The 21,953-nt window shown below is 65.3% G+C and carries 15 protein-coding genes and 1 pseudogene; 9 read left to right on the top strand and 7 right to left on the bottom strand.

The window, feature by feature from the left end:
* The 4 genes and pseudogenes from P24_RS14740 to P24_RS14725 all read right to left on the bottom strand — a co-directional run.
* A pseudogene (locus P24_RS14740) lies at positions 1–194 on the bottom strand (acetyl-CoA carboxylase biotin carboxyl carrier protein); the annotation flags it as partial.
* Positions 195–650: a type II 3-dehydroquinate dehydratase gene (gene aroQ, locus P24_RS14735; protein ID WP_008945537.1), complete on the bottom strand. Its 456-nt coding sequence runs from the start codon at positions 648–650 to the stop codon at positions 195–197.
* A gap of 84 nt (positions 651–734) precedes the next feature.
* A complete protein-coding gene (locus P24_RS14730; RefSeq protein ID WP_237740205.1) occupies positions 735–1,550 on the bottom strand; it encodes a DsbA family protein in 816 nt (271 codons plus the stop codon).
* An 87-nt stretch (positions 1,551–1,637) separates the two neighbouring features.
* Positions 1,638–2,987 carry a M48 family metalloprotease gene (locus P24_RS14725; RefSeq protein ID WP_008945535.1) on the bottom strand — a complete coding sequence of 450 codons (1,350 nt, stop codon included), beginning with the start codon at positions 2,985–2,987 and terminating at the stop codon, positions 1,638–1,640.
* Positions 2,988–3,062: 75 nt separating this feature from the next.
* Here P24_RS14725 and P24_RS19375 point away from each other — a divergent pair, with 75 nt between their 5' ends.
* The gene (locus P24_RS19375; RefSeq protein WP_008945534.1) at positions 3,063–4,655 is read left to right on the top strand and encodes a gamma-glutamyltransferase; all 1,593 of its coding nucleotides are present in this window, start codon (positions 3,063–3,065) and stop codon (positions 4,653–4,655) included.
* A gap of 41 nt (positions 4,656–4,696) precedes the next feature.
* Positions 4,697–5,845, top strand: a complete 1,149-nt coding sequence (locus P24_RS14715; protein ID WP_008945533.1) for a pyridoxal phosphate-dependent aminotransferase — start codon at positions 4,697–4,699, stop codon at positions 5,843–5,845.
* A 53-nt stretch (positions 5,846–5,898) separates the two neighbouring features.
* Here P24_RS14715 and P24_RS14710 read toward each other — a convergent pair whose 3' ends face one another.
* Together P24_RS14710 and P24_RS14705 are read right to left on the bottom strand one after the other, a co-directional pair.
* Positions 5,899–7,908: a methyl-accepting chemotaxis protein gene (locus P24_RS14710; protein ID WP_008945532.1), complete on the bottom strand. Its 2,010-nt coding sequence runs from the start codon at positions 7,906–7,908 to the stop codon at positions 5,899–5,901.
* Between the two features lie 289 nt (positions 7,909–8,197).
* Positions 8,198–10,885: an Rne/Rng family ribonuclease gene (locus tag P24_RS14705; protein WP_008945531.1), complete on the bottom strand. Its 2,688-nt coding sequence runs from the start codon at positions 10,883–10,885 to the stop codon at positions 8,198–8,200.
* A gap of 518 nt (positions 10,886–11,403) precedes the next feature.
* Between P24_RS14705 and P24_RS14700 the strand changes: the two genes are divergently transcribed.
* The 7 genes from P24_RS14700 (at position 11,404) to phnE (P24_RS14670) (ending at position 20,165) form a co-directional block, all read left to right on the top strand.
* Positions 11,404–12,696, top strand: coding sequence for an N-acetylmuramoyl-L-alanine amidase (locus P24_RS14700; RefSeq protein ID WP_008945530.1), 1,293 nt, complete (start codon positions 11,404–11,406; stop codon positions 12,694–12,696).
* Between the two features lie 141 nt (positions 12,697–12,837).
* The gene (locus tag P24_RS14695) at positions 12,838–15,249 is read left to right on the top strand and encodes a penicillin-binding protein 1A (RefSeq protein ID WP_008945529.1); all 2,412 of its coding nucleotides are present in this window, start codon (positions 12,838–12,840) and stop codon (positions 15,247–15,249) included.
* Positions 15,250–15,311: 62 nt separating this feature from the next.
* A protein-coding gene (gene prfB, locus P24_RS14690; RefSeq protein WP_156816323.1) for a peptide chain release factor 2 occupies positions 15,312–16,434 on the top strand; the annotation gives its coding sequence in 2 pieces (ribosomal slippage) (positions 15,312–15,380 and positions 15,382–16,434; 1,122 coding nt in all).
* Positions 16,435–16,660: 226 nt separating this feature from the next.
* Entirely contained in the window at positions 16,661–17,629 is a 969-nt protein-coding gene (gene phnD / locus P24_RS14685; RefSeq protein ID WP_008945527.1) for a phosphate/phosphite/phosphonate ABC transporter substrate-binding protein, read from the top strand.
* Between the two features lie 79 nt (positions 17,630–17,708).
* The gene (gene phnC, locus P24_RS14680; protein ID WP_008945526.1) at positions 17,709–18,530 is read left to right on the top strand and encodes a phosphonate ABC transporter ATP-binding protein; all 822 of its coding nucleotides are present in this window, start codon (positions 17,709–17,711) and stop codon (positions 18,528–18,530) included.
* Positions 18,527–19,348 (top strand): phosphonate ABC transporter, permease protein PhnE, encoded by an 822-nt coding sequence (gene phnE, locus P24_RS14675; protein WP_008945525.1) that lies wholly within the window; start codon positions 18,527–18,529, stop codon positions 19,346–19,348. The genes phnC and phnE (P24_RS14675) overlap by 4 nt, the downstream gene beginning before the upstream one ends.
* Position 19,349: 1 nt before the next feature.
* The gene (gene phnE, locus P24_RS14670; RefSeq protein ID WP_008945524.1) at positions 19,350–20,165 is read left to right on the top strand and encodes a phosphonate ABC transporter, permease protein PhnE; all 816 of its coding nucleotides are present in this window, start codon (positions 19,350–19,352) and stop codon (positions 20,163–20,165) included.
* Positions 20,166–20,245: 80 nt separating this feature from the next.
* Here the strand turns inward: phnE (P24_RS14670) and P24_RS14665 are convergent, their stop codons facing one another.
* Positions 20,246–21,679 carry an NAD-dependent succinate-semialdehyde dehydrogenase gene (locus tag P24_RS14665; RefSeq protein ID WP_008945523.1) on the bottom strand — a complete coding sequence of 478 codons (1,434 nt, stop codon included), beginning with the start codon at positions 21,677–21,679 and terminating at the stop codon, positions 20,246–20,248.
* Between the last annotated feature and the right edge of the window lie 274 nt (positions 21,680–21,953).

Below are 21,953 nucleotides of genomic sequence, written 5' to 3'. Positions count from 1 at the left end.
GCCGGTGCCGCCGCAGCGGTCGGGGCGACCGGCGCGGGCGCGGCAATCGCGGTCATTGCCGCAGCCCCCGGCTTGGCCACGCGGATGCGCACCTCGCCGGTTTCGTACTCGATCTCGCCCAGCCCGGTCTCGTTCAGCAGGGCGGCCATTTCGCGGATCATCGCCGCGTCGATCTTCTCGTTTTCCTTAGACATTTACTCGTCCGTTTGGCCGATGATACGCGCCATCGCCTGCAACGCCAGGACATAGCCCTGACCGCCGAAGCCGCACAGGACACCCTGCGCCACCGGCGAAATGTAGGAATGATGGCGAAAGCTCTCGCGCTTGTAGATGTTGGACAGATGCACCTCGATGACCGGCAGTTCGGCCAGGGTCAGCGCATCCAGGATAGCAACCGAGGTGTGGGTATAGGCACCGGCATTGATGACGATGCCGTCCGCACTGTCGCGCGCCTCGTGAATCCAGGAGACCAGCTCGCCCTCGTGGTTGGACTGCCGGAAATCGATGCCGAGGCCCAGATCCTCGGCCATGGCCCGGCAGGCATCCTCGATATCGCCCAACGTCTCGCGGCCATAGATCGCCGGTTCGCGAACCCCCAGCATGTTGAGGTTCGGTCCGTTCAGAATCATGATCTCGGGGCGGTCGGTCACGCGCGCGGCTGCTCTCGGCTGTTTCAGAATTGACGCGTTTATAGCATGCCCGTCGCCAGAGGCAACGGAGGTGCACTAACTGCCTTACAGCTTTGCCCGGGTTTCGGCGATCAGCTTGCGCAGTCCTTCCTCGTTCACGGCGCCGGGAACCAGCGTCTCGCCGACGATGAAGCTGGGCGTGCCGCTGATCTCCAGACGCTCGGCCAGCTGCTGGTTGCGTTCCAGCACCGCCGCCACCGCCGGCGCCTGCATGTCTGCCTTCAGCCGCTCGATATCCAGCCCGGCCTCGCCGGCGATGGCGAACACCGCCTCGTCGCTCAGCCGGCCGCGATAGCCCATCAGCCGGTCGTGCATCGCCTGGTACTTGCCCTGTTCGCGGGCAGCCAGCGCGGCACGCGCGGCCGTGACGGAGACCGCGCTCAGGATCGGGAATTCCTTCATCACCACGCGGACATCCTTCTCGCTGGCCAGGATGTTCTGCATGACCGGCTTCATCGCCTTGCAGTAGCCGCACTGGTAATCGAAGAACTCGACGATGGTGATCGCCCCGTCGGGATTGCCGAGCACGGGATCGTCTGGCTCGCGCTCCAACTCGGCGCGCAGATCGGCGATGCGCTGCTTGCGCTGATCCTCGGCGGCGGCCTTCTCGCGGCTGCCCAGCTCGATCAGGGCGTCGCGCAGCACTTCCGGGTTGGCCAGCAGATAATCGCGGACAATCTGCTCGATGGCCTGCTTCTGCGTCGCGTCGAAGCCAGCCGGTGCCGGGGTTGCCGCAGGGGCGGCGTCCGCCTTTGGCGTATCGGCCCGGACGGGGGCGCCTGCCAGCATCAGAAATGCACCGGCCAGTGCCAGCACGGCCAGAGCGAGGGCTGAACGAGGGTTCGCCGTATATCGACCCACCGGGCTTTCTCCTTTTTGTTTTCCCTAAGCGGCGTGCCGACTATGCGGGGCAGGGGGCGCCCTGTCCACGGTCAGGATAGCGTACGCTCAGCGTTCGGCGTCGCGCCGCGTCGTGGTCTCGATATCCTCGGCGCGCAGCCAGCCCGGCGAGCCGGCGGGAAGCTGGGCCTGGGCGCGGCGCGCCTGCTGCCGCGCGGTCTGGCGCTGGCCGGTCAGCAGCGCCTCCTCGGCGAGCGCCAGGGCGGCAAGGCCGGTATCGCCCAACCGGCCATGGGCGATGGCGAGCTGACGCCAGGCGCGGCTGTTTTCCGGCTGCTGGCGTACTGATTGCTGCAGTTCCGCCAGCGCCCGGCGGGTGGGCTCCTCCTGATTCAGGGCCAGCAGCGTCTCGGCATGGGAAGCGCGGATCAGCGGCGCGTCGGGCAGGCGCTCGATGGCCTCGGCATAGGCCTTCTGCGCCTCGGCGACGCGGCCATTTTCATAGAGCATCTGGCCTTTCAGCTCATGGAAATAGGGATCGTCGGGATGCTCGGCGATCAGCGCGTCGATGGCGGGCACGGCGCGGTTCAGGTCCGGGATGCGGTAATAGGCGATGGCCCGCGCATAGCGCGCCGGCAGGCTGGTGTCGCTTTCCGGATATTCCATCAGCGTCCGGCCGGGCGGATGCATGAAACCATGCAGCTTCGCCACCATGCGCTTGTGGCGCATCGGGAAGCCCTCGGGCGGCGGCGCATCGGCGTAGGGCGAATTGGCCATGTGGTTGCGCACGAAGGTCATGCGTTCGCTGGTCAGCGGATGGCTGCGCACATAGGGCGACTGGCGGCTGGCCAGCAGCATTTCCTGGCCGCTCAGCTTTTCCAGGATTTCCACCATGCCGCGGCTGGACTGGCCGATGGCATCCAGATATTTCACGCCGGCCTGATCGGCCGCCTGTTCCTGGTTGCGGTTATATTGCAGCAGCACACGGCGCGCCATTTCCGAGCCGCCGACCATGACGCCCATGCCGGCCTCGCCCTGGCCGGACGCGGCGACGGCGACGGCGCCCAGCACCATCGACAGGATCTGCGCGATGCTGGCGCGGCGCAACTCGTCCTGCAGCCGGGCCAGGTGACCGCCGGCAATGTGGCCGGTTTCGTGCGCGATGACCCCCATGATCTGGTTGGGATTGTCGGAGCGCACCAGCAGGCCGGTATTTAGGAACAGGTTCTGACCACCGGCAACGAAGGCATTGATGTCGTCGCTGTTGACGATGAAGATGCGGATATTGTCCGGCTGCAGCCCGGCTGCTGCGAACAGTGGCGTCGCATAGTCGCGGATGGTATTTTCGATTTCCGTGTCGCGAATCAGGCTCATGCCCGCTGCCGCCGCCGGCAGCGGCAAACCCGCTATGACGACCGACAGGATTATGGCGACCAGAACGCGGAATTTGTGAAGCACTGTAGCGTCTCTCCTCGCCCCGCCTTGGTAAGTAAGCGGGGCAGTCCCTCCCGTCAATGAAAGGTTTTCGAGATTATGCTGTCACTGACCGCCTGGCGTCGTCCGATAGCCGCGGCCATGGGCCTGGCATGCTCTCTGGGCGTTCTGGCCGGTTGCAGCGGCAAGGAAACGACGCAGTTCATCGCGCCGGACTTCGTCGGTGGCGCGGTATCGGGGGAACCGAGGGCGGCGCTGGTCGCGCGCGACGTGCTGGCGGCGGGCGGCACGGCCGCAGATGCGGCGGTCGCCGGCTATTTCGCGCTGTCGGTGACGTTGCCCTCCTCGGTCGGGCTTGGCGGCGGCGGTGCGTGCGCGGTCTATGACCGGCGCGCCAATGTCGGCGAGGCGCTGGAATTTCCGGCTGTGGCCTCCGGCACCGAACAGAACGCCGTGGCGATCCCGGCGGCGCCACGCGGCGTGTTCGCCCTGCATGCGCGCTATGGCCGCCTGCCGATCGATCAGCTGATCCTGCCGGCCGAGCGCCTGGCGCGTTTCGGTGAGCCGGTCTCGCGCGCGCTGGCCGAGGATGTGGCCTTCGCCGGGCGCGCCATCGCACAGATTCCCGACATGCGGCAGAATTTCGTGACGCAAGGTCGACTGGTTCGCGAAGGCGACCCGCTGACCCAGCTCGACCTTGGCGCAACGCTGGGCCGGCTGCGGCAGGCCGGCATCGGCGACCTCTATACCGGCCGGATGGCGCGCGAGCTTTCCGTCGCCATCGAGCAGAGCGGCGGCAGCCTGCCGCCAGCGGCGCTGCAGGCCTATGTGCCGCGCTGGCGCCCGCATGGCGGGCTGGAACTCGGCGTCCACAAGGTGGTGCTGGCCAGCACCGATTCGGTGAATGGCGCGATTGCTGGCAGCCTGTGGCGGCTGCTGACCGATGGCCGTTCCTATGCCGCTGCGGCCCCTGCCGACCGCCCGCATCTGCTGGCCGACGCCAGCCTGCGCGCGCACCGGGCGGTTGCCGACCAGATTCGCGCCGATGGCAAGGTCCGCCCGCTGGGCGAGGAAGAGGCTGAGGCAGCGATGCGCGGCCACGACCGGTCCAAGGCTGACGGGGACACGGCGGAGCTGCCGCTTTCCGCGCCGGCGCATGGCGGGCCGGGGGCGGCGGGCATCGTCACCTATGACCGTGCCGGCCAGATGGTGGCCTGCAGCTTCACCATGAACACGCCGTTCGGCACGCTGCGCAAGGTGCCGGGCCTCGGCTTCATCGTGGCGCCACCGCCGGCCCCCGCCGGCCAGCTGGGGCCGGTCGGCCATGCGCTGATCGTGTTCAACGAGAACAGCAAGAATGTCTATTTCACCGGCACCGGCAGCGGCGGCTTCTCCGCCACCAGCGCGCTGGTCCGCGTAACGCTGGATGCGGTCCAGGCGGAAATGCCGCTGGATCAGGCGGTCGCCGTACCGCGTCTGCATCTGGGCGGCACCGCCCATACGCTCTGGTATGAGAAGACCCTGCCGGAGGCGGTGCGTGCCGACCTTGCCGCGCGCGGCTACCGGCTGGAAGAGGGGCGGCATTTCGGCCGGGTGCAGGCGGCGCATTGTCCGCAGGGCCTGCCGGGTAACCCGCAATGCATCCGTGCCACCGATCCGCGTGGCTATGGGCTTGCCGCCAGCGGCGGCTGACGGATTCGAAGCGTACCGATCGTAAGAACAAGGAACAGCGTATGAAGATCGCCAAGCGGGGGCGGATTCCCGGCTTTATCGTCATGGATGTGATGCGCGCCGCCAATGAGCGCGCGGCCACCGGCGCCGATGTGCTGCATCTGGAAATCGGTCAGCCCTCGACCGGGGCACCGTCCAAAGTGCTGGAAGCGGCCAAGCGCGCCATCGACAGCGAGCTGCTGGGCTATACCGATGCTTTCGGTATCCTGCCCCTGCGCGAAAGGCTGGCCGAGCATTACCGGGCGCGCTATGGCGTCTCTGTCGATCCGGCGCGCATCGTTGTCACGCCTGGTTCCTCCGGCGGCTTCATCCTGTCCTTCCTGGCAGCGTTCGAGCCGGGCGACCGGGTGGCGCTGGCCGCCCCCGGCTATCCCGCCTACCGCAACATCCTGGTGGCGCTGGGGCTGGAGCCGGTGGAAATCCCGACCGGGCCGGACAGCGCCTACCAGCCGACAGTGCCGCTGCTGCGAGAAATGCAGGAGAAGGGCCGCATCGACGGGCTGATCCTGGCCAGCCCCGCCAACCCGACCGGCAGCATCGTGTCATCCGAGGGGCTGGCGGAGATTTCCCGTTATTGCGACGAGCAGGGCATCCGGCTGATCTCCGACGAGATCTATCACGGCATCGAGTTCGAGGCGCGGGCGGCAACCGCGCTGGCCAGCTCCGCCAGTGCCGTGGTGGTGAACAGCTTCTCGAAATATTTCTCGATGACCGGCTGGCGGCTGGGCTGGCTGGTGCTGCCGGAGGATATGGTCCGGCCGGTCGAGTGTCTGGGGCAGAACCTGTTCATCTCCGCCTCCGCCCTGTCGCAGCATGCGGCGGTGGCGGCGTTCGACTGCACGGAGGAGCTGGACGCGCTGGTTGCCAATTACCGGCGCAACCGGGACATCCTGCTGGAGGCGCTGCCGAAGGCCGGCATCACGGAGTTCTCGCGGGCCGACGGTGCTTTCTACATCTATGCCGATGTCGGGCGCTTCACCAATGACAGCGCGGAATTCTGCCGCCGGCTACTGGCCGAGACCGGGGTGGCGCTGACACCCGGCATGGATTTCGATCCGGCGCGGGGCAACCGCTTTGTCCGCCTGTCCTATGCCGGCGCCACGGAGGATGTGGCGAAGGCGGCGGAGAGGATCGGCGATTTCCTGAGCTGATATGAAAAAGGCGCCGGTGACGGCGCCTTTTTCTGTTTGCGGGGGCAGCCCGTTCAGGCGGCCCTGACCCCCTTCAGGAAGTTTTCCACGGCCAGGCGCAGCTCTTCCGACTGGCTGGCGACATTGCCGGCGGAATGGGTCACCTGATCGGCGGCCTGGCCGGTTTCGGCCGCGGCCTGGGTGACGCCGACGATGTTGGTGGACACTTCCTGCGTGCCCTTCGCCGCTTCCTGCACATTGCGGGAGATTTCCTGCGTCGCCGCGCCCTGTTCCTCGACGGCGGCCGCGATATTGGCGGCGATGTCGTTGATCTCCGCGATGGTCTGGCCGATCTCGCGGATGGCGGAGACGGCCGAACTCGTCTCGGTCTGGATGCTGCCGATCTGCTGGCCGATCTCCTCAGTCGCGCGGGCGGTCTGGGTGGCCAGCGACTTCACCTCGGACGCCACCACGGCGAAGCCCTTGCCGGCCTCGCCGGCGCGGGCCGCCTCGATGGTCGCGTTCAGCGCCAGCAGGTTGGTCTGTTCGGCGATATCCTGGATCAGCCGGACCACCTCGCCGATCTTCTGCGCGGCGTGGGCCAGGGCCTCAACCTGCTCGTTGGTCTTGCGCGCATCCTTGCTCGCCTTGTCGGCGATGGTCGAGGACTGGCTGACCTGGCGGCCGATCTCCTGGATCGAGCTGTACAGTTCCTCCGAGGCGGCGGCGACGGTCTGGACGTTGGCGGCGGCCTGTTCGGAGGCCGCGGCGACAGCGCCGGCCTGATGGTTGGTCTGCTCCGCCGTGGCTGACATGGAGGAGGCGGTGGACTGCAATTCCGCCGTGGCGGCACCGACCTGGGCCAGAACCCCGGCGACGGCGGCATCGAAATCCTGGGTCATCTGCTCGATGGCCTTGGCGCGCCTCTCCCGTGCCTGCTGCTCGGCGGCCTGCTGGGCCGCCATCTCGTCGGCGCGGATCATGTTCTCCTTGAACACCTGGACGGCGCCAGCCATCTGGCCGACCTCGTCCTTGCGGTTCTGGGCGGGAATCTCGCTTTCCTTGTCGCCGGCGGCCAGGGCTGTCATGGCCTGCGTCATGCCGACGATGGGCCGGGCGATGCCGCGCCCGATCAGCAGCGACAGGGCGATGCCGACGAGCAGGGCAAAGGCGGAAACGCCCGCGCCGACGATGAAGGAGTTGTCGATCGCGGCAAGGGCGGCCGCGCCGATGGTGCGCATCTGGGCGGCATTGTCATCCTTGATCTGGTCGAGATCGCTGGCGATCTGCGGGCCCATGCGATCCAGCCGGTGGGCGATGGTGGCGTTGCGCCGCAAGGTGACGCCGACGACTTCGCTGAAGGCCGCCTCATATTGGGGGATGGCCGCGCTCAGCGCGTCGAAATGCTGGCGGCCTTCGGTGCTGGACACCATGACATCCAGCCCGACCATGGATTCCTTCAGCTTGCCCAGATGTTCGGCGACCGCATCCACCTGCTTGCTGCCATTCTCCGACAGGAACAGGTTGGCCTGGTTTTGCGCCAGCATCAGCTGGCGCATCGCCTGGCTGGCCATGAACACGCCGTCCGCGTTGAACTCCTGCTGCAGGCCGGTCATCATGCCGTTCAGCGCCGCACTGGCGCTTTCCGCCAGTTCCAGCATCTTCTGCGTCAGCTGTTCCCGGCGTTCCTGCATCGGCAGCAGCGTCTGGAAAGTCTGCCCGTAGGAGCGGATCTGGCTGGCCGCACCCTCCATCCGCGCGGTGATGGCCGGGTCCTCGATCCGGTTGAGGATCTGCTGGATGCTCTCCTGGGCTTGCGCCACGTTTTCGGCAACCATTCCTGCCGATTGCCTGTTGCCGTTCAGGACAAAGCCGGTAACCCCGATGCGGGCGGTTTGCATATAGGTCTGCACCTGTGCGGCGCTGACGGTCTGGACGGTCAGGTTGCGATAATCCGAGAAATAATCCTTGGCCGTCATCAGCCCGTAGATTGTTACGCCGCTGCAAGCAAGAAGCAGTAGCAGGATCAGACCGGAATTCGCGGAAATCTTGGTCGAAACCTTCAGGTTGTCGAGGGCTTTCATGGGTCGGACTCTTCGGTCGATGGCGACAAGGGGGGAGACGCCGGCGGTGGGATCGTTTTGATTAGGTCGCTGTTTGGCAGGTTATCTTTGGCGCGCCTTCTATCTGACGCGCTCTCATCCTTTGGCCAAAAGATTGACGAAATATTAATGGGGATATTATTTCAGAGTAAAGTTCATAAGTTTTTCATTGTCGTGGCAAATGTTTTTCTGAAAATTTTAAACAAAACAAAAAAAGACTCCCGGAATATTATCCCGGGAGTCTTTGTCTTAAAATTATGAGAATTTCAGATCAGCGGCCGACCGCACGGCTCCACCAGCCGCGCCTTGCCGGCTTTGCCGGTTCCTCCGGCTTTTCCTTGGTCTCCGCCTGACCGACCTCGACGATGACGGTCCCAGCGGCCGGTGTGGCGGCAGGTGTGGCGGCTTCCGCTGCTTCCACCGTCAAAGCGGCGGCCTCGCTCGGGGCAGCGGCTTCTTGCGCATCCGCTATGGCTGCCTTCGGCTTGCGGGGGGCGCGGGTGCGCTTCGGCTTCTCGGCCTCCGCGGTTTCCGGCTTCGCCGCCGCCTTGCGGGTCGTGCGCTTGCGCGGTGCCGGCTTTGGCTGTTCCGCGTCGGCCTCCGGCGTTGCGGCAGGCTCTGTCGCCGCTTCAGCCGTCACCGTTTCATCCGTTGCAGCGGCTGCGGCCTCGGCCTTGGGCTTGCGGCGGCTCGGGCGCTTCGGCTTGGCCGGCGCTTCCGCTTCCGGCTCTTCCGCCGCCGGGGCGGCTTCCGCTTCAGCCGGTGCCTCGGCGGTTACCTCGGCAGGCTTCTTGGCGCTGCGGCTGCGGCGGCTGCGTTTGGGCTTTTCCGCCCCGTCAGCGGCCTGAGCGGCTTCTTCTGGCGCTTCAGCGGCAGCGGGAGCCGCATCGGGCTGGGATTCATCGGCAGAACCCGCATCGGACTCGGAGTCGGCAGTCTCGCCGGAGGCCGCAAGATTATCCTGCTCCTCCTGCGTGCGCCGCCGCCGCCGCCCGCCGCGCCGGCCCCGCCGGCGCCGCTTGCGCTGACGCTCTTCCTCTTCCGCACTCAGCTTTTCGCCAGTAGGCGTGCCGGTATCTTCCGATTCGCCGGCATCCTCGTCGCCGTCAGCCGTCTCGGCGCTCTCGTCCGACGCCACCTGACGCTGCTCGCCATCGCGGCCACCACCCCGGCCAGACCGGCGGCGCCGACGGCGCCGGCCCTCGCGGGCTTCACCCTCCTGGGCGCCGTCCTGATTCTCGTCCTGGGTTTCGGCGGCCTCGTCCTGCTCAAGGATGTCCTCATCCTCGTCAATTTCGGCCGGGGCCTCGATGCGGACCGGTGCGGCGGCCTCAAGGGCGGCCTGCTCCTCGGCGCTGCGCTGGCGTACCCGTTCCAGGCGGAAGGCGGGCGGGATCAGCGTGTCGTCGCTGCCGATCATGACCTGGAAGCTGTAGCGCGCCTCGATCTGGGCCAGGGCGGCACGCTTCTGGTTCAAGATGTACAAGGCGATCTGGGTCGGCACATAGACGGCGATTTCCGACGCGCGCTGGCGGATACCTTCTTCCTCGATGGCGCGCAGCACATGCAGCGCTGTGGTGTCGGTGGAGCGGATATAGCCGGTGCCGCCGCAATGCGGGCAGGGCTGGTTGGCGGTCTCGAACACGCTGGGGCGCAACCGCTGGCGCGACAGTTCCAACAGGCCGAAATGGCTGATCCGGCCGATCTGGATCCGCGCCCTGTCGTTCTTCATCGCCTCCTTCAGCTTGCGTTCGACCGCCTGCTGATTGCGGTTCTCCTCCATATCGATGAAGTCGATCACGATCAGGCCGGACAGGTCGCGCAGGCGAAGCTGGCGCGCCACTTCCTCCGCCGCCTCCAGATTGGTGCGATAGGCGGTTTCCTCGATATTGCGCTCGCGCGTGGACCGGCCGGAGTTCACGTCGATGGCGACCAGCGCCTCGGTCTGGTTCATCACGATGTAGCCGCCGGACTTCAGCTGCACGGTCGGGCTGTGGATCGCGTCCAGCTGGCTTTCCACCTGATAGCGCTGGAACAGCGGGATGACCGGGTCCTTGTACTGCTGCACCTTGCGGGCGTGGCTGGGGATCAGGTCCTTCATGAAGGCCTTGGCGCTCTTGTAGCCTTCCTCGCCCTCCAGCAGCACTTCCTCGATCTCGCTGTCATAGATGTCGCGCAGCGCACGCTTGATGAGGTTGCCCTCCTCATAGATCAGCGACGGCGCGTTGGACTGCAGCGTCAGTTCGCGGATGTCGTCCCACAGCTTGATGAGGTAGTCGAAGTCGCGCTTGATCTCGGCCTTGGAGCGCTCCGACCCGGCGGTGCGCACGATCACCGCCATGCCATCGGGAAGCTCCAGCTCCTCGACGATCTTCTTCAGACGCTTGCGGTCGTTGACGTTGGTGATCTTGCGGGAGACGCCGCCGCCGCGCGAGGTGTTCGGCATCAGCACGCAATAGCGGCCGGGCAGTGACAGGAAGGTGGTCAGGGCCGCACCCTTGGTGCCGCGCTCCTCCTTGGTGACCTGGACCAGCATGATCTGGCGGCGCTTCACCACCTCCTGGATCTTGTACTGGCGCGACAGGTTGGGCCGCCGGCGCTGCACTTCCTCGACATCGTCGCCGCCCAGCACCTCGACCGAATCGCCATTGCCGTTGGCGTGTTCCTCGCGCTCGGCTTCCATCTCGCTGACCAGCGCTTCGCGGTCGGCGATGGGGATGCGGTAATAGTCGGGATGGATTTCATTGAAGGCCAGGAAGCCGTGGCGGTTGCCGCCATATTCCACGAACGCCGCCTGCAGCGAGGGTTCGACCCGGGTAACACGGGCGAGGTAGATATTGCCCTTCAGGGGGCGCTTGGCAGCTGTTTCGAAATCAAACTCTTCAAGACGATTGCCGTTTAGCACGACCATCCGGGTTTCTTCGGAATGGGTCGCGTCGATAAGCATACGCTTCGTCATATATCTTTCTCCGGGCGCGCCTAGGCTAACCGTAACCTTTTCAGGGTCAGCGGCGCCGGCGCGGCAATTAAAATCTGACCCTTGCGGGTCAATCAGCGGGGCCAGCCTGGGCCATCCCTATCCCGAACGGCGCTATGATGAAGCGGCCAGTAGAAGGATAGCCGGTCGGCCAACCCGCCAAGCCTCGCGTAAAGCAGGGCAAGGGCGGGGGCCCCAGGGTTCCACATTTTCTCCGCCTGATTGTCCTGAGCGCCTCGCATCGGAGGCGATGGAGCAAAAGAACTCTACCTGACCAACCGATCGCGACGCCGTCACGTCCAATGATTAAGCGGGGGCGCGACAGACAGCGGGAATTTGCGTGTACACAATAATCCGCGGGCCGGTCTGCCACAACGGAATTGTCACCACTGTAAGAAAATCCCGCAAGCAACGAAAAAATAACGGAATTTGGCGTTTTGAATTGATCTCTCTCATAAAGTTGATGTAGATTTTGTGGCGAATTGACGCTGAGGCGCTAGATGTTCGCCAAGCTGGCCGGAACCCATTGCACGCTTATCTCCACCGCTGCCGGGCTCAGCCGCGCGGCGCGGTCTTTCATATCCAACTTCCTGATCTTGCTGGTTTTTCTGGTTGCTGCAGCGGTCACGAGCGCGGCGGTGGCGGCACCTTCCGTCACCGGCATGCGGGTCGGTCAGCACCCGGACAAGACCCGGATCGTCTTCGATCTGACCCAGGCGGTCGAGTTCCAGATCATCCTGCTGCCCGATCCTTACCGGCTGGTTATCGACCTGCCGGAGATCGACTGGAAGCTGAGCGAGGAGATGCCTGCGGGCAAGAGCGGCCAGCAAGTGCAGAGCCTGCGCTACGGCCTGTTCCAGCCGGGCGTGTCGCGCGTCGTGATGGACATGGCGCGCCCCTTTGCGGTGCAGGAGGCCTTCCTGCTGCCGCCGGGCGAGACGCCGCATCACCGGCTGGTGATCGATGTGGCCCCCAGTTCGCCGGATCAGTTCATGGCTGCCTCGCGCGCCAGCATGGCGGCGCGGCGCAGCCTGGCGCCCGCAACGCCCCAGGCGCCGCCGCCGATTCCCTTCGCCGAGACTCCGCGCCGCGCCGACGGCAAGCGGGTGGTGGCGATTGATCCCGGCCATGGCGGTGTCGATCCGGGCGCGATCGGCGTCAGTGGCATCTATGAGAAAGAGATCACGCTGGCGATGGCCAAGCAGCTGAAGCAGATCCTGGAGCGGTCGGGCAAGTACCATGTGCTGCTGACCCGGGAGCGCGACATCTTCGTGCGCCTGCGCGAGCGTTTCGCCATTGCGCGGCGCGAAGGGGCGGAACTGTTCATCTCGCTGCATGCCGATTCGATCAAGAACAAGGGGCTGCGCGGCCTGTCGGTCTATTCGCTGTCGGAAACCGCGTCCGACGCCGAGGCCGAGGCGCTGGCGCAGAAGGAAAACAAGGCCGACCTGATCGGCGGGATCGACCTGTCCACCGAAAGCCCCGAGGTGACCAACATCCTCATCAACCTGGCGCAACGCGAGACGATGAATGACAGCGCCCGGTTCGCGGCCATGCTGCTGAAGGAGCTGGACCCGGTGGCGCCGCTGCTGCGCCGCAGCCATCGTTTCGCCGGATTCGCCGTGTTAAAAGCACCGGATGTACCCTCGGTACTGGTGGAGCTGGGATTCCTGTCGAATGCGGTGGATGAGCGCAACCTGCGCGATGCGCGCTATCGCGAGAAGCTGGCCCGGGGCATCGCCGGCGGCATCGACGCGTTTTTCGCTTTCAAGGACAGCGTCAGCCGTTCCTGAGAAGGGATGGGCGGATACCTGGCAGGCGCCCGATTATGCGGGAACGGCGGCCAGGGACGGGACGTTGTGACATAATGGCGGCGGCCCGTGCCGGAAAGCGGGTGCCTAAAACGGGCACGGGAAGACGGGCCTCGGAGGAAAATGACACGGTTTCTTGGATATCTGGCGGGCCTGGCACTGCTGCTGACGATTGTCGGCGCGGCGGGCGTGGCTTTCGTCCTGCATCATTACAGCCAGGATCTGCCGGACTATAAGCAGCTGGCGGATTACCAGCCGCCGATGGTGACCCGCGTGCATGCCGGCGACGGGCGCCTGCTGGCCGAATATGCAACGGAACGCCGGGTCTTCGTGCCCTATGAGGCGATGCCCAAGCGGCTGGTGAATGCCTTCCTGTCGGCCGAGGACAAGAATTTCTTCGAACATCCCGGCATCGATGTGCAGGGCATCCTGCGGGCCGTGGTGCAGAACCTCCAGCAGTTCGGCTCCGACCGGCGTCCGGTGGGGGCCTCCACCATCACGCAGCAGGTCGCCAAGAACTTCCTGCTGACCAACGAGGTTTCCATCGACCGCAAGATCAAGGAGGCGATGCTGGCCTTCCGGATGGAAAAGGCCTTCAGCAAGGAACGCATTCTTGAGCTGTATCTGAACGAGATTTTCCTCGGCAACCGCGCCTATGGCGTCGCGGCGGCCGCGCTGAACTATTTCAACAAGTCGCTGGACGATCTGACCGTCGCCGAGGCAGCCTATCTGGCGGCCTTGCCGAAAGCGCCCAGCAATTATCACCCGGTCCGCCATCATGAGGCGGCGAAGGCCCGGCGCGACTGGGTCATCATGCGCATGCTGGAGAATGGCCATATCTCGGCCGCCGAAGCCGAGGCGGCGATAGCCGAGCCGCTGATGATGCGGCGGCGCGATGCGGAGCAGTTCACGGTTGCGGATTATTTTGCCGAGGAAGTGCGCCGCGAGCTGGTGGACCGTTTCGGTGAGGCGGGGGCCTATGGCGGCGGCCTGTCGGTCCGCACCTCGATCTCGCCGAAGCTGCAGAGCATCGCTGACCGCGTGCTGCGGGACGGTCTTGTCGCCTATGACCGCCGGCATGGCTGGCGCGGTCCCATCGACCGCATCGATGTGCGTGGCAACTGGCAGATTGCCCTGGCGGGGATCAAGACGCCGGCCGGCCTGGCGCCCTGGCGGCTGGCCGTCGTGCTGGAGGTCGCCAATGACCGGGCCACGATCGGCCTGACCGATGGTGCGCCTGGCACGGTGCCGTTCTCGGAGCTGCGCTGGGCGCGGCCCTGGCAGGAGGACCAGAAGCTGGGGCCGGAGGTGCGCCGCGCCGGTGACGTACTGGCGGTCGGCGATGTAATCGCTGTCGAGGCCGTCTCGGACGGGAATTTCGCCCTGCGCCAGGTGCCCGAGGTCGAGGGCGCGCTGGTGGCGATGGACCCGCATACCGGCCGCGTGCTGGCGATGACCGGCGGCTGGAGTTTCGACGAAAGCCAGTTCAACCGGGTCACCCAGGCCAACCGGCAGCCGGGCTCCTCCTTCAAGCCCTTCGTCTATATGGCGGCGCTGGACAGCGGCTTCACGCCTGCCACCGTCATCATCGACGGCCCCATCGTGCTGGATCAGGGGCCGGGGCTGCCGAAATGGAAGCCCTCCAACTATTCCAACGAATTCTATGGCCCGCAGCCGATGCGCGTCGGCATCGAGAAGTCGCGCAATCTGATGACGGTGCGGCTTGCCGCCATGGTCGGCATGCCGAAAGTGGTGGATTACGCCCGCCGCTTCGGTGTGATGGACGATCTGCAGCCGCTGCTCTCCATGTCACTGGGCGCGGGGGAGACGACGCTGATGCGAATGACCGCTGGCTACGCCATGATCGTGAATGGCGGCAAGCGGATCACGCCGCATGTGATCGACCGCATCCAGGATCGCAATGGCCAGACGCTGTACCGTCACGATGCCCGGCCCTGCGAGGGCTGTCTGGTTGAAGGCTGGGACGGGCAGAGCGTGCCGCAGATTCCCGACCAGCGCCAGGAGGTGGTCTCGCCGGTTACCGCCTATCAGATGACCTCCATGCTGCAAGGGGTCGTGCTGCGCGGCACCGGGCGGCGCATTGCCGAGCTCAACCGCCCGCTGGCCGGCAAGACCGGCACCACCAACGACAGTTTCGACACCTGGTTCGTCGGCTTCTCGCCGGACCTGGCGGTGGGTGTATTCGTTGGTTTCGACCAGCCGCGCACGCTGGGCGGGCGCGAGTCTGGCTCCACGGTCGCGGCGCCGATCTTCAAGGATTTCATGGCCGAAGCGCTGGAGGGTGAGCCCTCGATCCCGTTCCGCGTGCCACCCGGCGTGCAGTTCGTGCGCATTGATGCCTCGTCGGGCCAGCTGGCGCGGTCCGGCGATGGCGGTGCTGTGATCCTGGAAGCGTTCCGCCCCGGCACGGCACCGGAACCGGGACAGGTGGACATGCCGCCGGTGCCCGGCGTCAGCGAAGCGCCCGGCGACAGTGCCGCCCCGGTTGCGACCGGCCTCGGCGGCCTGTATTAAGGGCGCTCCCGCCGGCATGACGCCGGCGCAATGATTTGAACCGATTGGACTTGGAGAACGCGATGCGCGCGGAAATTCAAGCGGTCGCTGACGAGATCAGAGACTCGTTGGCGCTGCTGAGGAGGCATCTTTGACTGGGATCGTGCGGTTTCCCGGTTTGACGAGCTGAATGCCCTTACGGCCGACCCCAACCTCTGGAACGACAGCGAGAAGGCCCAGAAGCTGCTGCGCGAGCGCACCCAGCTGGAAAAGGGCATCGAAGGCTACCGCTCCATCGAGCGGGAGCTGAACGACACGCTGGAGCTGATCGAACTCGGCGAGATGGAGGACGATCAGGATGTCGTCGCCGAGGCCGAGAAGGCGCTGCAGCGCCTGCGTGAGATGGCGGCCAAGAAGCAGCTGGAAAGCCTGCTGTCAGGCGAGGCGGACGGAAATGACTGCTATCTCGAAGTGCATGCCGGCGCTGGCGGCACCGAGGCGCAGGACTGGGCCCTGATGCTGTCGCGCATGTACACGCGCTGGGCGGAACAGCACGACTACAAGGTCGAATGGCTGGAAGAGAGTGCGGGTGAAGAGGCCGGGCTGAAATCGGCCACGCTGAAGATCACCGGCCCCAATGCCTATGGCTGGCTGAAGCATGAAAGCGGCGTGCACCGGCTGGTGCGTATCTCGCCCTTCGATTCGCAGGCCCGGCGCCATACCAGCTTCTCCTCGGTGTGGGTCTATCCGGTGGTCGATGACGAGATCGAGGTCGAATACCAGGAAAAGGACCTGCGCATCGATACCTACCGGGCCTCGGGTGCCGGCGGCCAGCACGTGAACAAGACCGACAGTGCCATCCGCATCACCCACATCCCGACCGGCATCGTGGTGCAGTGCCAGAGCGACCGCTCGCAGCACAAGAACCGCGCCACCGCCTTCTCCATGCTGAAGGCGCGGCTCTATGAGCTGGAACTGCAGAAGCGCGAAGAGGCAGCACAGGCGCAGGAAGACGCCAAGACCGATATCGGCTGGGGCCACCAGATCCGCTCCTATGTGCTGCAGCCCTACCAGATGGTGAAGGATCTGCGCACCGGCGTGGAGACCGGCAATTCCGGCGCCGTGCTGGATGGCGATATCGACCGGTTCCTGGAAGCCTCGCTGGCCTCCAAGCTGGGTGAGGGCAGCGGCCAGACCGCCGCCTGACAGCGCTCGTAACGCAATAACGAAGAAGGCCGTCACCCGTGAGGGTGATGGCCTTTTTTCTGACGGCAGGGCTGGCTTGCCGGGCCAGGCATTGGTTATGGGCGATCAGCCAGTCGGATATGGACAAAGCTGTCATGGCAACGTAACCAGTATGTAAGAAAAGCGTCATTAATGACGGATACTGTCCGCGCAGAGCATCGACGGACATTTTGACAGGGAGGTTTCCATGCGTGTTCCCACTTTCATCGCTCTTGGCGTTGCCGCTTTCATGGGCTTTTCCGCCGGCGGCGCTGCCGCTGCCGACTGCCCGCGCGGCACGCTGGATGCCCGCTTCTGCGATCGCAATGGCGACATGGTCGCCGATGTGCCGGAAGCCAAGGACCAGATCGACCCGGCAACACTGATCTTCGCCTATACCCCGGTTGAGGACCCCGCAGTCTATGCCAAGGTTTGGGACGGCTTCCTGAAGCATATGGAAAAGACCACCGGCAAGAAGGTGCAGTTCTTCCCGGTGCAGTCGAACGCTGCCCAGATCGAGGCGATGCGCGCCGGCCGCCTGCATGTGGCGGGCTTCAACACCGGCTCCAACCCGCTGGCGGTGAACTGCGCCGGCTTCGTGCCCTTCACCATGATGGCGAAGGCCGATGACAGCTTCGGTTATGAGATGGAGATCATCACCTATCCGGGCAGCGGCATCGAAAAGGTCGAGGATATCAAGGGCCGCACCATGGCCTTTACCTCCGAGACCTCGAACTCCGGTTTCAAGGCGCCGTCCGCCCTGCTGCGCGCCGAATTCAAGATGGAGGCCGGCAAGGAGTTCAAGACCGCCTTCTCCGGCAAGCATGACAATTCGATCCTGGGCGTCGCCAACAAGGATTACGACGCTGCCGCCATCGCCAACTCGGTGATGAAGCGCATGATCGAGCGCGGCGTCATCAAGGCCGATCAGGTGAAGACGATCTACAAGTCGCAGACCTTCCCGACCACCGGCTATGGCCATGTCTACAATCTGAAGCCGGAGCTGGCGGAAAAGGTGAAGCAGGCCTTCGCCACCTTCGACTGGGAAGGCTCGGACCTGAAGAAGGAGTTCGAGAAGTCCGGCGAGGCTAAGTTTATCCCGATCACCTACAAGGGTCATTGGGAAGTGGTCCGCAAGATCGACCAGGCGATGGGCGTGAGCTACGCCTGCAAGTAAGCATATCCAATCGCTGACATAAGGGAGGCGGCCTGGCGCCGCCTCCCTTTCCGATTTTTGCGGGCATAAGGGACGTCTCATGCTGAAAATCCAGGGCCTGAGCAAGCGCTACAAGACCGGCGATCACGCGCTGAAAGGCGTCTCCATCGAGGTGCCCGCCGGGCAGGTGATGGCGCTGATCGGCCCGTCCGGCGCCGGTAAATCGACCCTGATTCGCTGCGTGAACCGGCTGGTCGAGCCGACCGACGGGCACGTCTTCCTGGCTGGCGAGGAAATTACCGGCAAGGGCAGCGGGGCCTTGCGGCGCCTGCGCCGGCGCATGGGGATGATCTTCCAGGAATATGCGCTCGTGGAGCGGCTGACGGTGATGGAGAATGTGCTCTCCGGTCAGTTGGGCTATGTCGGATTCTGGCGCAGCTATTTCCGGCGCTTCCCGCAGGAAGCGGTGGATCAGGCCTTCCAGACGCTGGAGCGGGTAGGGCTGCTCGACCATGTGGACAAGCGCGCCGACGCCCTGTCCGGCGGCCAGCGCCAGCGCGTCGGCATCGCCCGGGCGTTGCTTCAGAACCCCGACATCCTGCTGGTGGACGAACCGACCGCCAGCCTGGACCCCAAGACATCGCGCCAGATCATGCGGCTGATCTGCGAAATCTGCGCGGAGCGCGACCTCGCCGCCATCATCAACATCCACGATGTGCCGCTGGCGCAGATGTTCGCCCAGCGCATTGTGGGGCTGCGCGCCGGAGAAATCGTCTATGACGGCCCGCCGGAAGGGCTGACCGATGCCGTGCTGACGGAAATCTATGGCGAGGAGGACTGGACACTCGCCAACCAGCGCGACTCCGAGGATGAGGACAGCGAGCAGCGCCTTGATGAAGAACGCCTGGCGGGGGCGGTATGAGCCTCGCCTCCCCCTCTGGCGCCGCCGCTACCGGCCGGGTCTGGCGCCGGCCGCCACTGATCGCCAATCCGCTGTTGCGCTGGAGCCTGATTATCGGGTCGCTGGCCTATCTCGTGCTGGCCGTCGGCAGTGTCGAGGTGAACTGGCTGCGCATCTATGAAGGGCTGGACCGCGGCTGGGCCTTCATCAAGGGCTTCCTGGCCCCCGATTTCACCAGCCGCTGGGGTGACATCGTCGATGGCATGGTGGAAAGCCTGACGATGACCGTCACCTCCACGGCGGCCGGCATCCTGCTGTCCGTACCCATCGGCATCGGTGCGGCGCGCAATGTCGCCCCGCGCTGGATCTATTACGCCTGCCGGTCGATCATCGCCGTGTCGCGCAGCTTCCAGGAAGTCATCATCGCCATCGTGCTGGTGGCGCTGGTCGGCTTCGGACCGCTGGCCGGCTTCATCACCCTGTCCTTCGCCACCATCGGCTTCCTGTCGAAGCTGTTGGCCGAGGATATCGAGGATATCGACCCGGCGCCGGCCGAGGCCATCCGTGCCACCGGCGGCAGCTGGTTCCAGTGGCTGAATTACGGCATCCAGCCGCAGGTCATGCCGCGGCTGATCGGCCTGTGCCTGTACCGGCTGGACATCAATTTCCGGGAATCGGCAGTGATCGGCATCGTCGGCGCCGGCGGTATCGGTGCGACGCTGAACACGGCCATTGATCGCTACGAATTCGATTCGGCTGCCGCCGTGCTGATCCTCATCATCGTGATCGTCATGGCCGCCGAATACTCCTCCAGCTATATCCGCAAGTGGATTCAGTGACATGCCGGTGACGGAACGGAACGGCAAGCCGGAATGGGCGCTGCGCACGACGCCGCAACAGCTGGCCATCTGGGCCGGCTGGCTGGCCGGTGTGGCGCTGTTCGTCTATTGCTGGGAACTGATGACCCAGACCACCATCTGGGCCTTCTTCTGGGATGCGCCGCGCCAGGCCGGTGACCTGTTTGGCCGCATGGTGCCGCCACGCTGGAGCTATATGGAGCAGCTCTGGTGGCCGCTGTGGGACACGCTGAACATCGCCACGCTGGGCACGCTTGCGGGCATCGTCATGGCCGTGCCGGTAGCTTTCATGGCGGCGCGCAACACCACGCCCAGCGCCACCTTCCTGCGGCCGCTGGCGCTGCTGATCATCGTGTCGTCGCGGTCGATCAACTCGCTGATCTGGGCACTGCTGCTGGTTTCCATCATCGGGCCGGGCATCCTGGCCGGCATCATCGCCATCGCGCTGCGCTCCATCGGCTTCGTCGGCAAGCTGCTCTATGAAGCCATCGAGGAGATCGACGAGAAGCAGGTGGAGGCGATCCGCGCCACCGGGGCATCCCGCGCGCAGGTGCTGACCTATGGCGTGGTGCCGCAGATCATGCCCGCCTTCGCCGGCATCTCGGTGTTCCGCTGGGACATCAACATCCGCGAATCGACGGTGCTGGGGCTGGTCGGCGCCGGCGGCATCGGATTGCAGCTGCAATCCTCGCTGAACGTGCTGGCCTGGCCACAGGTGACGCTGATCTTCATCGTCATCCTCGGCACGGTGGTGTTGAGCGAATATGTCTCCGCCAGGGTGCGCCACGCGATCATCTAGCCCTGATCCGCAGCGGAACGAAAAAGGCCGCCACACGCGAGGGTGACGGCCTTCTTTCTTGCCGTTACGGCAGGACTGGCTTACAGGCCAGCTTGCGTGACGAACTTGGTGTTCAGGTACGCCTCGATGGCCTCCGAGCCGCCCTCGCTGCCATAGCCGCTGTCCTTGATGCCGCCGAACGGCACTTCCGGCAGGGCCAGGCCGTGATGGTTGATCGACACCATGCCGCTCTCGACGGCGGCGCCGATGGCGTTCGCGGTCTTGGCCGACCTGGTGTAGGCATAGGCCGCCAGACCGTAGGGCAGGCGGTTGGCTTCCTTCACCACCTCATCGAAGCTGCTGAACGGCATGATCGGGGCGACCGGGCCGAACGGCTCCTCATGCAGGATGCGGGCATCGTCCGGCACGTCGGTCAGCACTGTCGGCTCGAAGAAATAGCCCTTGTTGCCGATGCGCTTGCCGCCGGTCTTCACCGTGGCACCCTTGGAGACGGCGTCGGCGACGAAGCCTTCCATGGCGGTCACGCGGCGGCCATTGGCCAGCGGGCCCATCTCCACGCCATCCTCCAGGCCGTTGCCGACCTTGGTGTTCTTGGCGATGGTGGTGAAGGCATCGACGAACTTGCCGTACAGCGATTCATGCACCAGGAAGCGGGTGGGGGAGACGCAGACCTGCCCGCCATTGCGGAACTTGTTCACGCCCAGGATTTTCACCGCGGTGTCGAGGTCGGCATCCTCGAACACGATGGCCGGCGCATGGCCGCCCAGCTCCATGGTGACGCGCTTCATGTGCAGGCCCGCCAGACCGGCCAGCTGCTTGCCGACGGCGGTGGAGCCGGTGAAGGTCACCTTCTTGATGATCGGGTGCGGGATCAGATATTCCGACACCTCGGACGGCACGCCATAGACCAGGTTGATGACGCCCGCCGGCACGCCGGCATCGATATAGGCGCGGATCAGTTCCATGCAGGAGGCCGGGGTCTCCTCCGGGCCCTTGATGATGATCGAGCAGCCCGCCGCGATGGCGCCGGAAATCTTGCGCACCGCCTGGTTGATCGGGAAGTTCCACGGCGTGAAGGCGGCGACGGGGCCGACCGGCTCCTTGATCACCAGCTGGTAGATGCCGTCGGCGCGGGCCGGGATGACGCGGCCATAGGCGCGGCGCGCCTCCTCGGCGAACCAGTCGATGATATCGCCGCCGGCCAGGGTCTCCATCTTCGCCTGCGCGACCGGCTTGCCCTGTTCCAGGGTCATCACCTTGGCGATCTCGTCGGCGCGGCTGCGCAGGATGTCGGCCGCCTTGCGCATGATCTTGTAGCGGTCATAGGCCGACACCTTCTTCCACTGCTCGAAGCCCTTCTCGGCGGCGGCCAGCGCGCGGTCGAGGTCGGCCTTATCGGCATGCGGAACGGTGCCGATCTGCTCCTCGGTCGCCGGGTTCAGGACGGGCTCGCTGCGGCCCGTGGCGCCCTTGCACCATTTGCCGTCGATATAAAGGGAAACCTCGGGATACATGGCGTCTCTCCTGTGCTTCGGATCGGTCGGACCGGGTATGTCCGGTCCGATATGTCGCTCTTGCGGGCGGATGTTAGTAGCCCTGACAGGCGAAGCCAAGGGTCAAGGCAGACGCATGGCTGGCGAAAGAGGGAGCCCAGCCGCCCTATGCTCCGAGACGCGCTCCCCAAGTGACCTTGGCAAGCGCTCCTCAGCATGAGGTCACCAAGGGGCTGCCGGTATTCCAACCGTAACCTCGCCCTGAGGAGGCCCGAAGGGCCGTCTCGAAGGGCAT

It is taken from the genome of Oceanibaculum indicum P24 (assembly GCF_000299935.1).
In the GTDB taxonomy this organism is placed as follows: Bacteria; Pseudomonadota; Alphaproteobacteria; order Oceanibaculales; family Oceanibaculaceae; genus Oceanibaculum; species Oceanibaculum indicum.
This window is presented reverse-complemented; position numbering and strand designations above follow the sequence as displayed.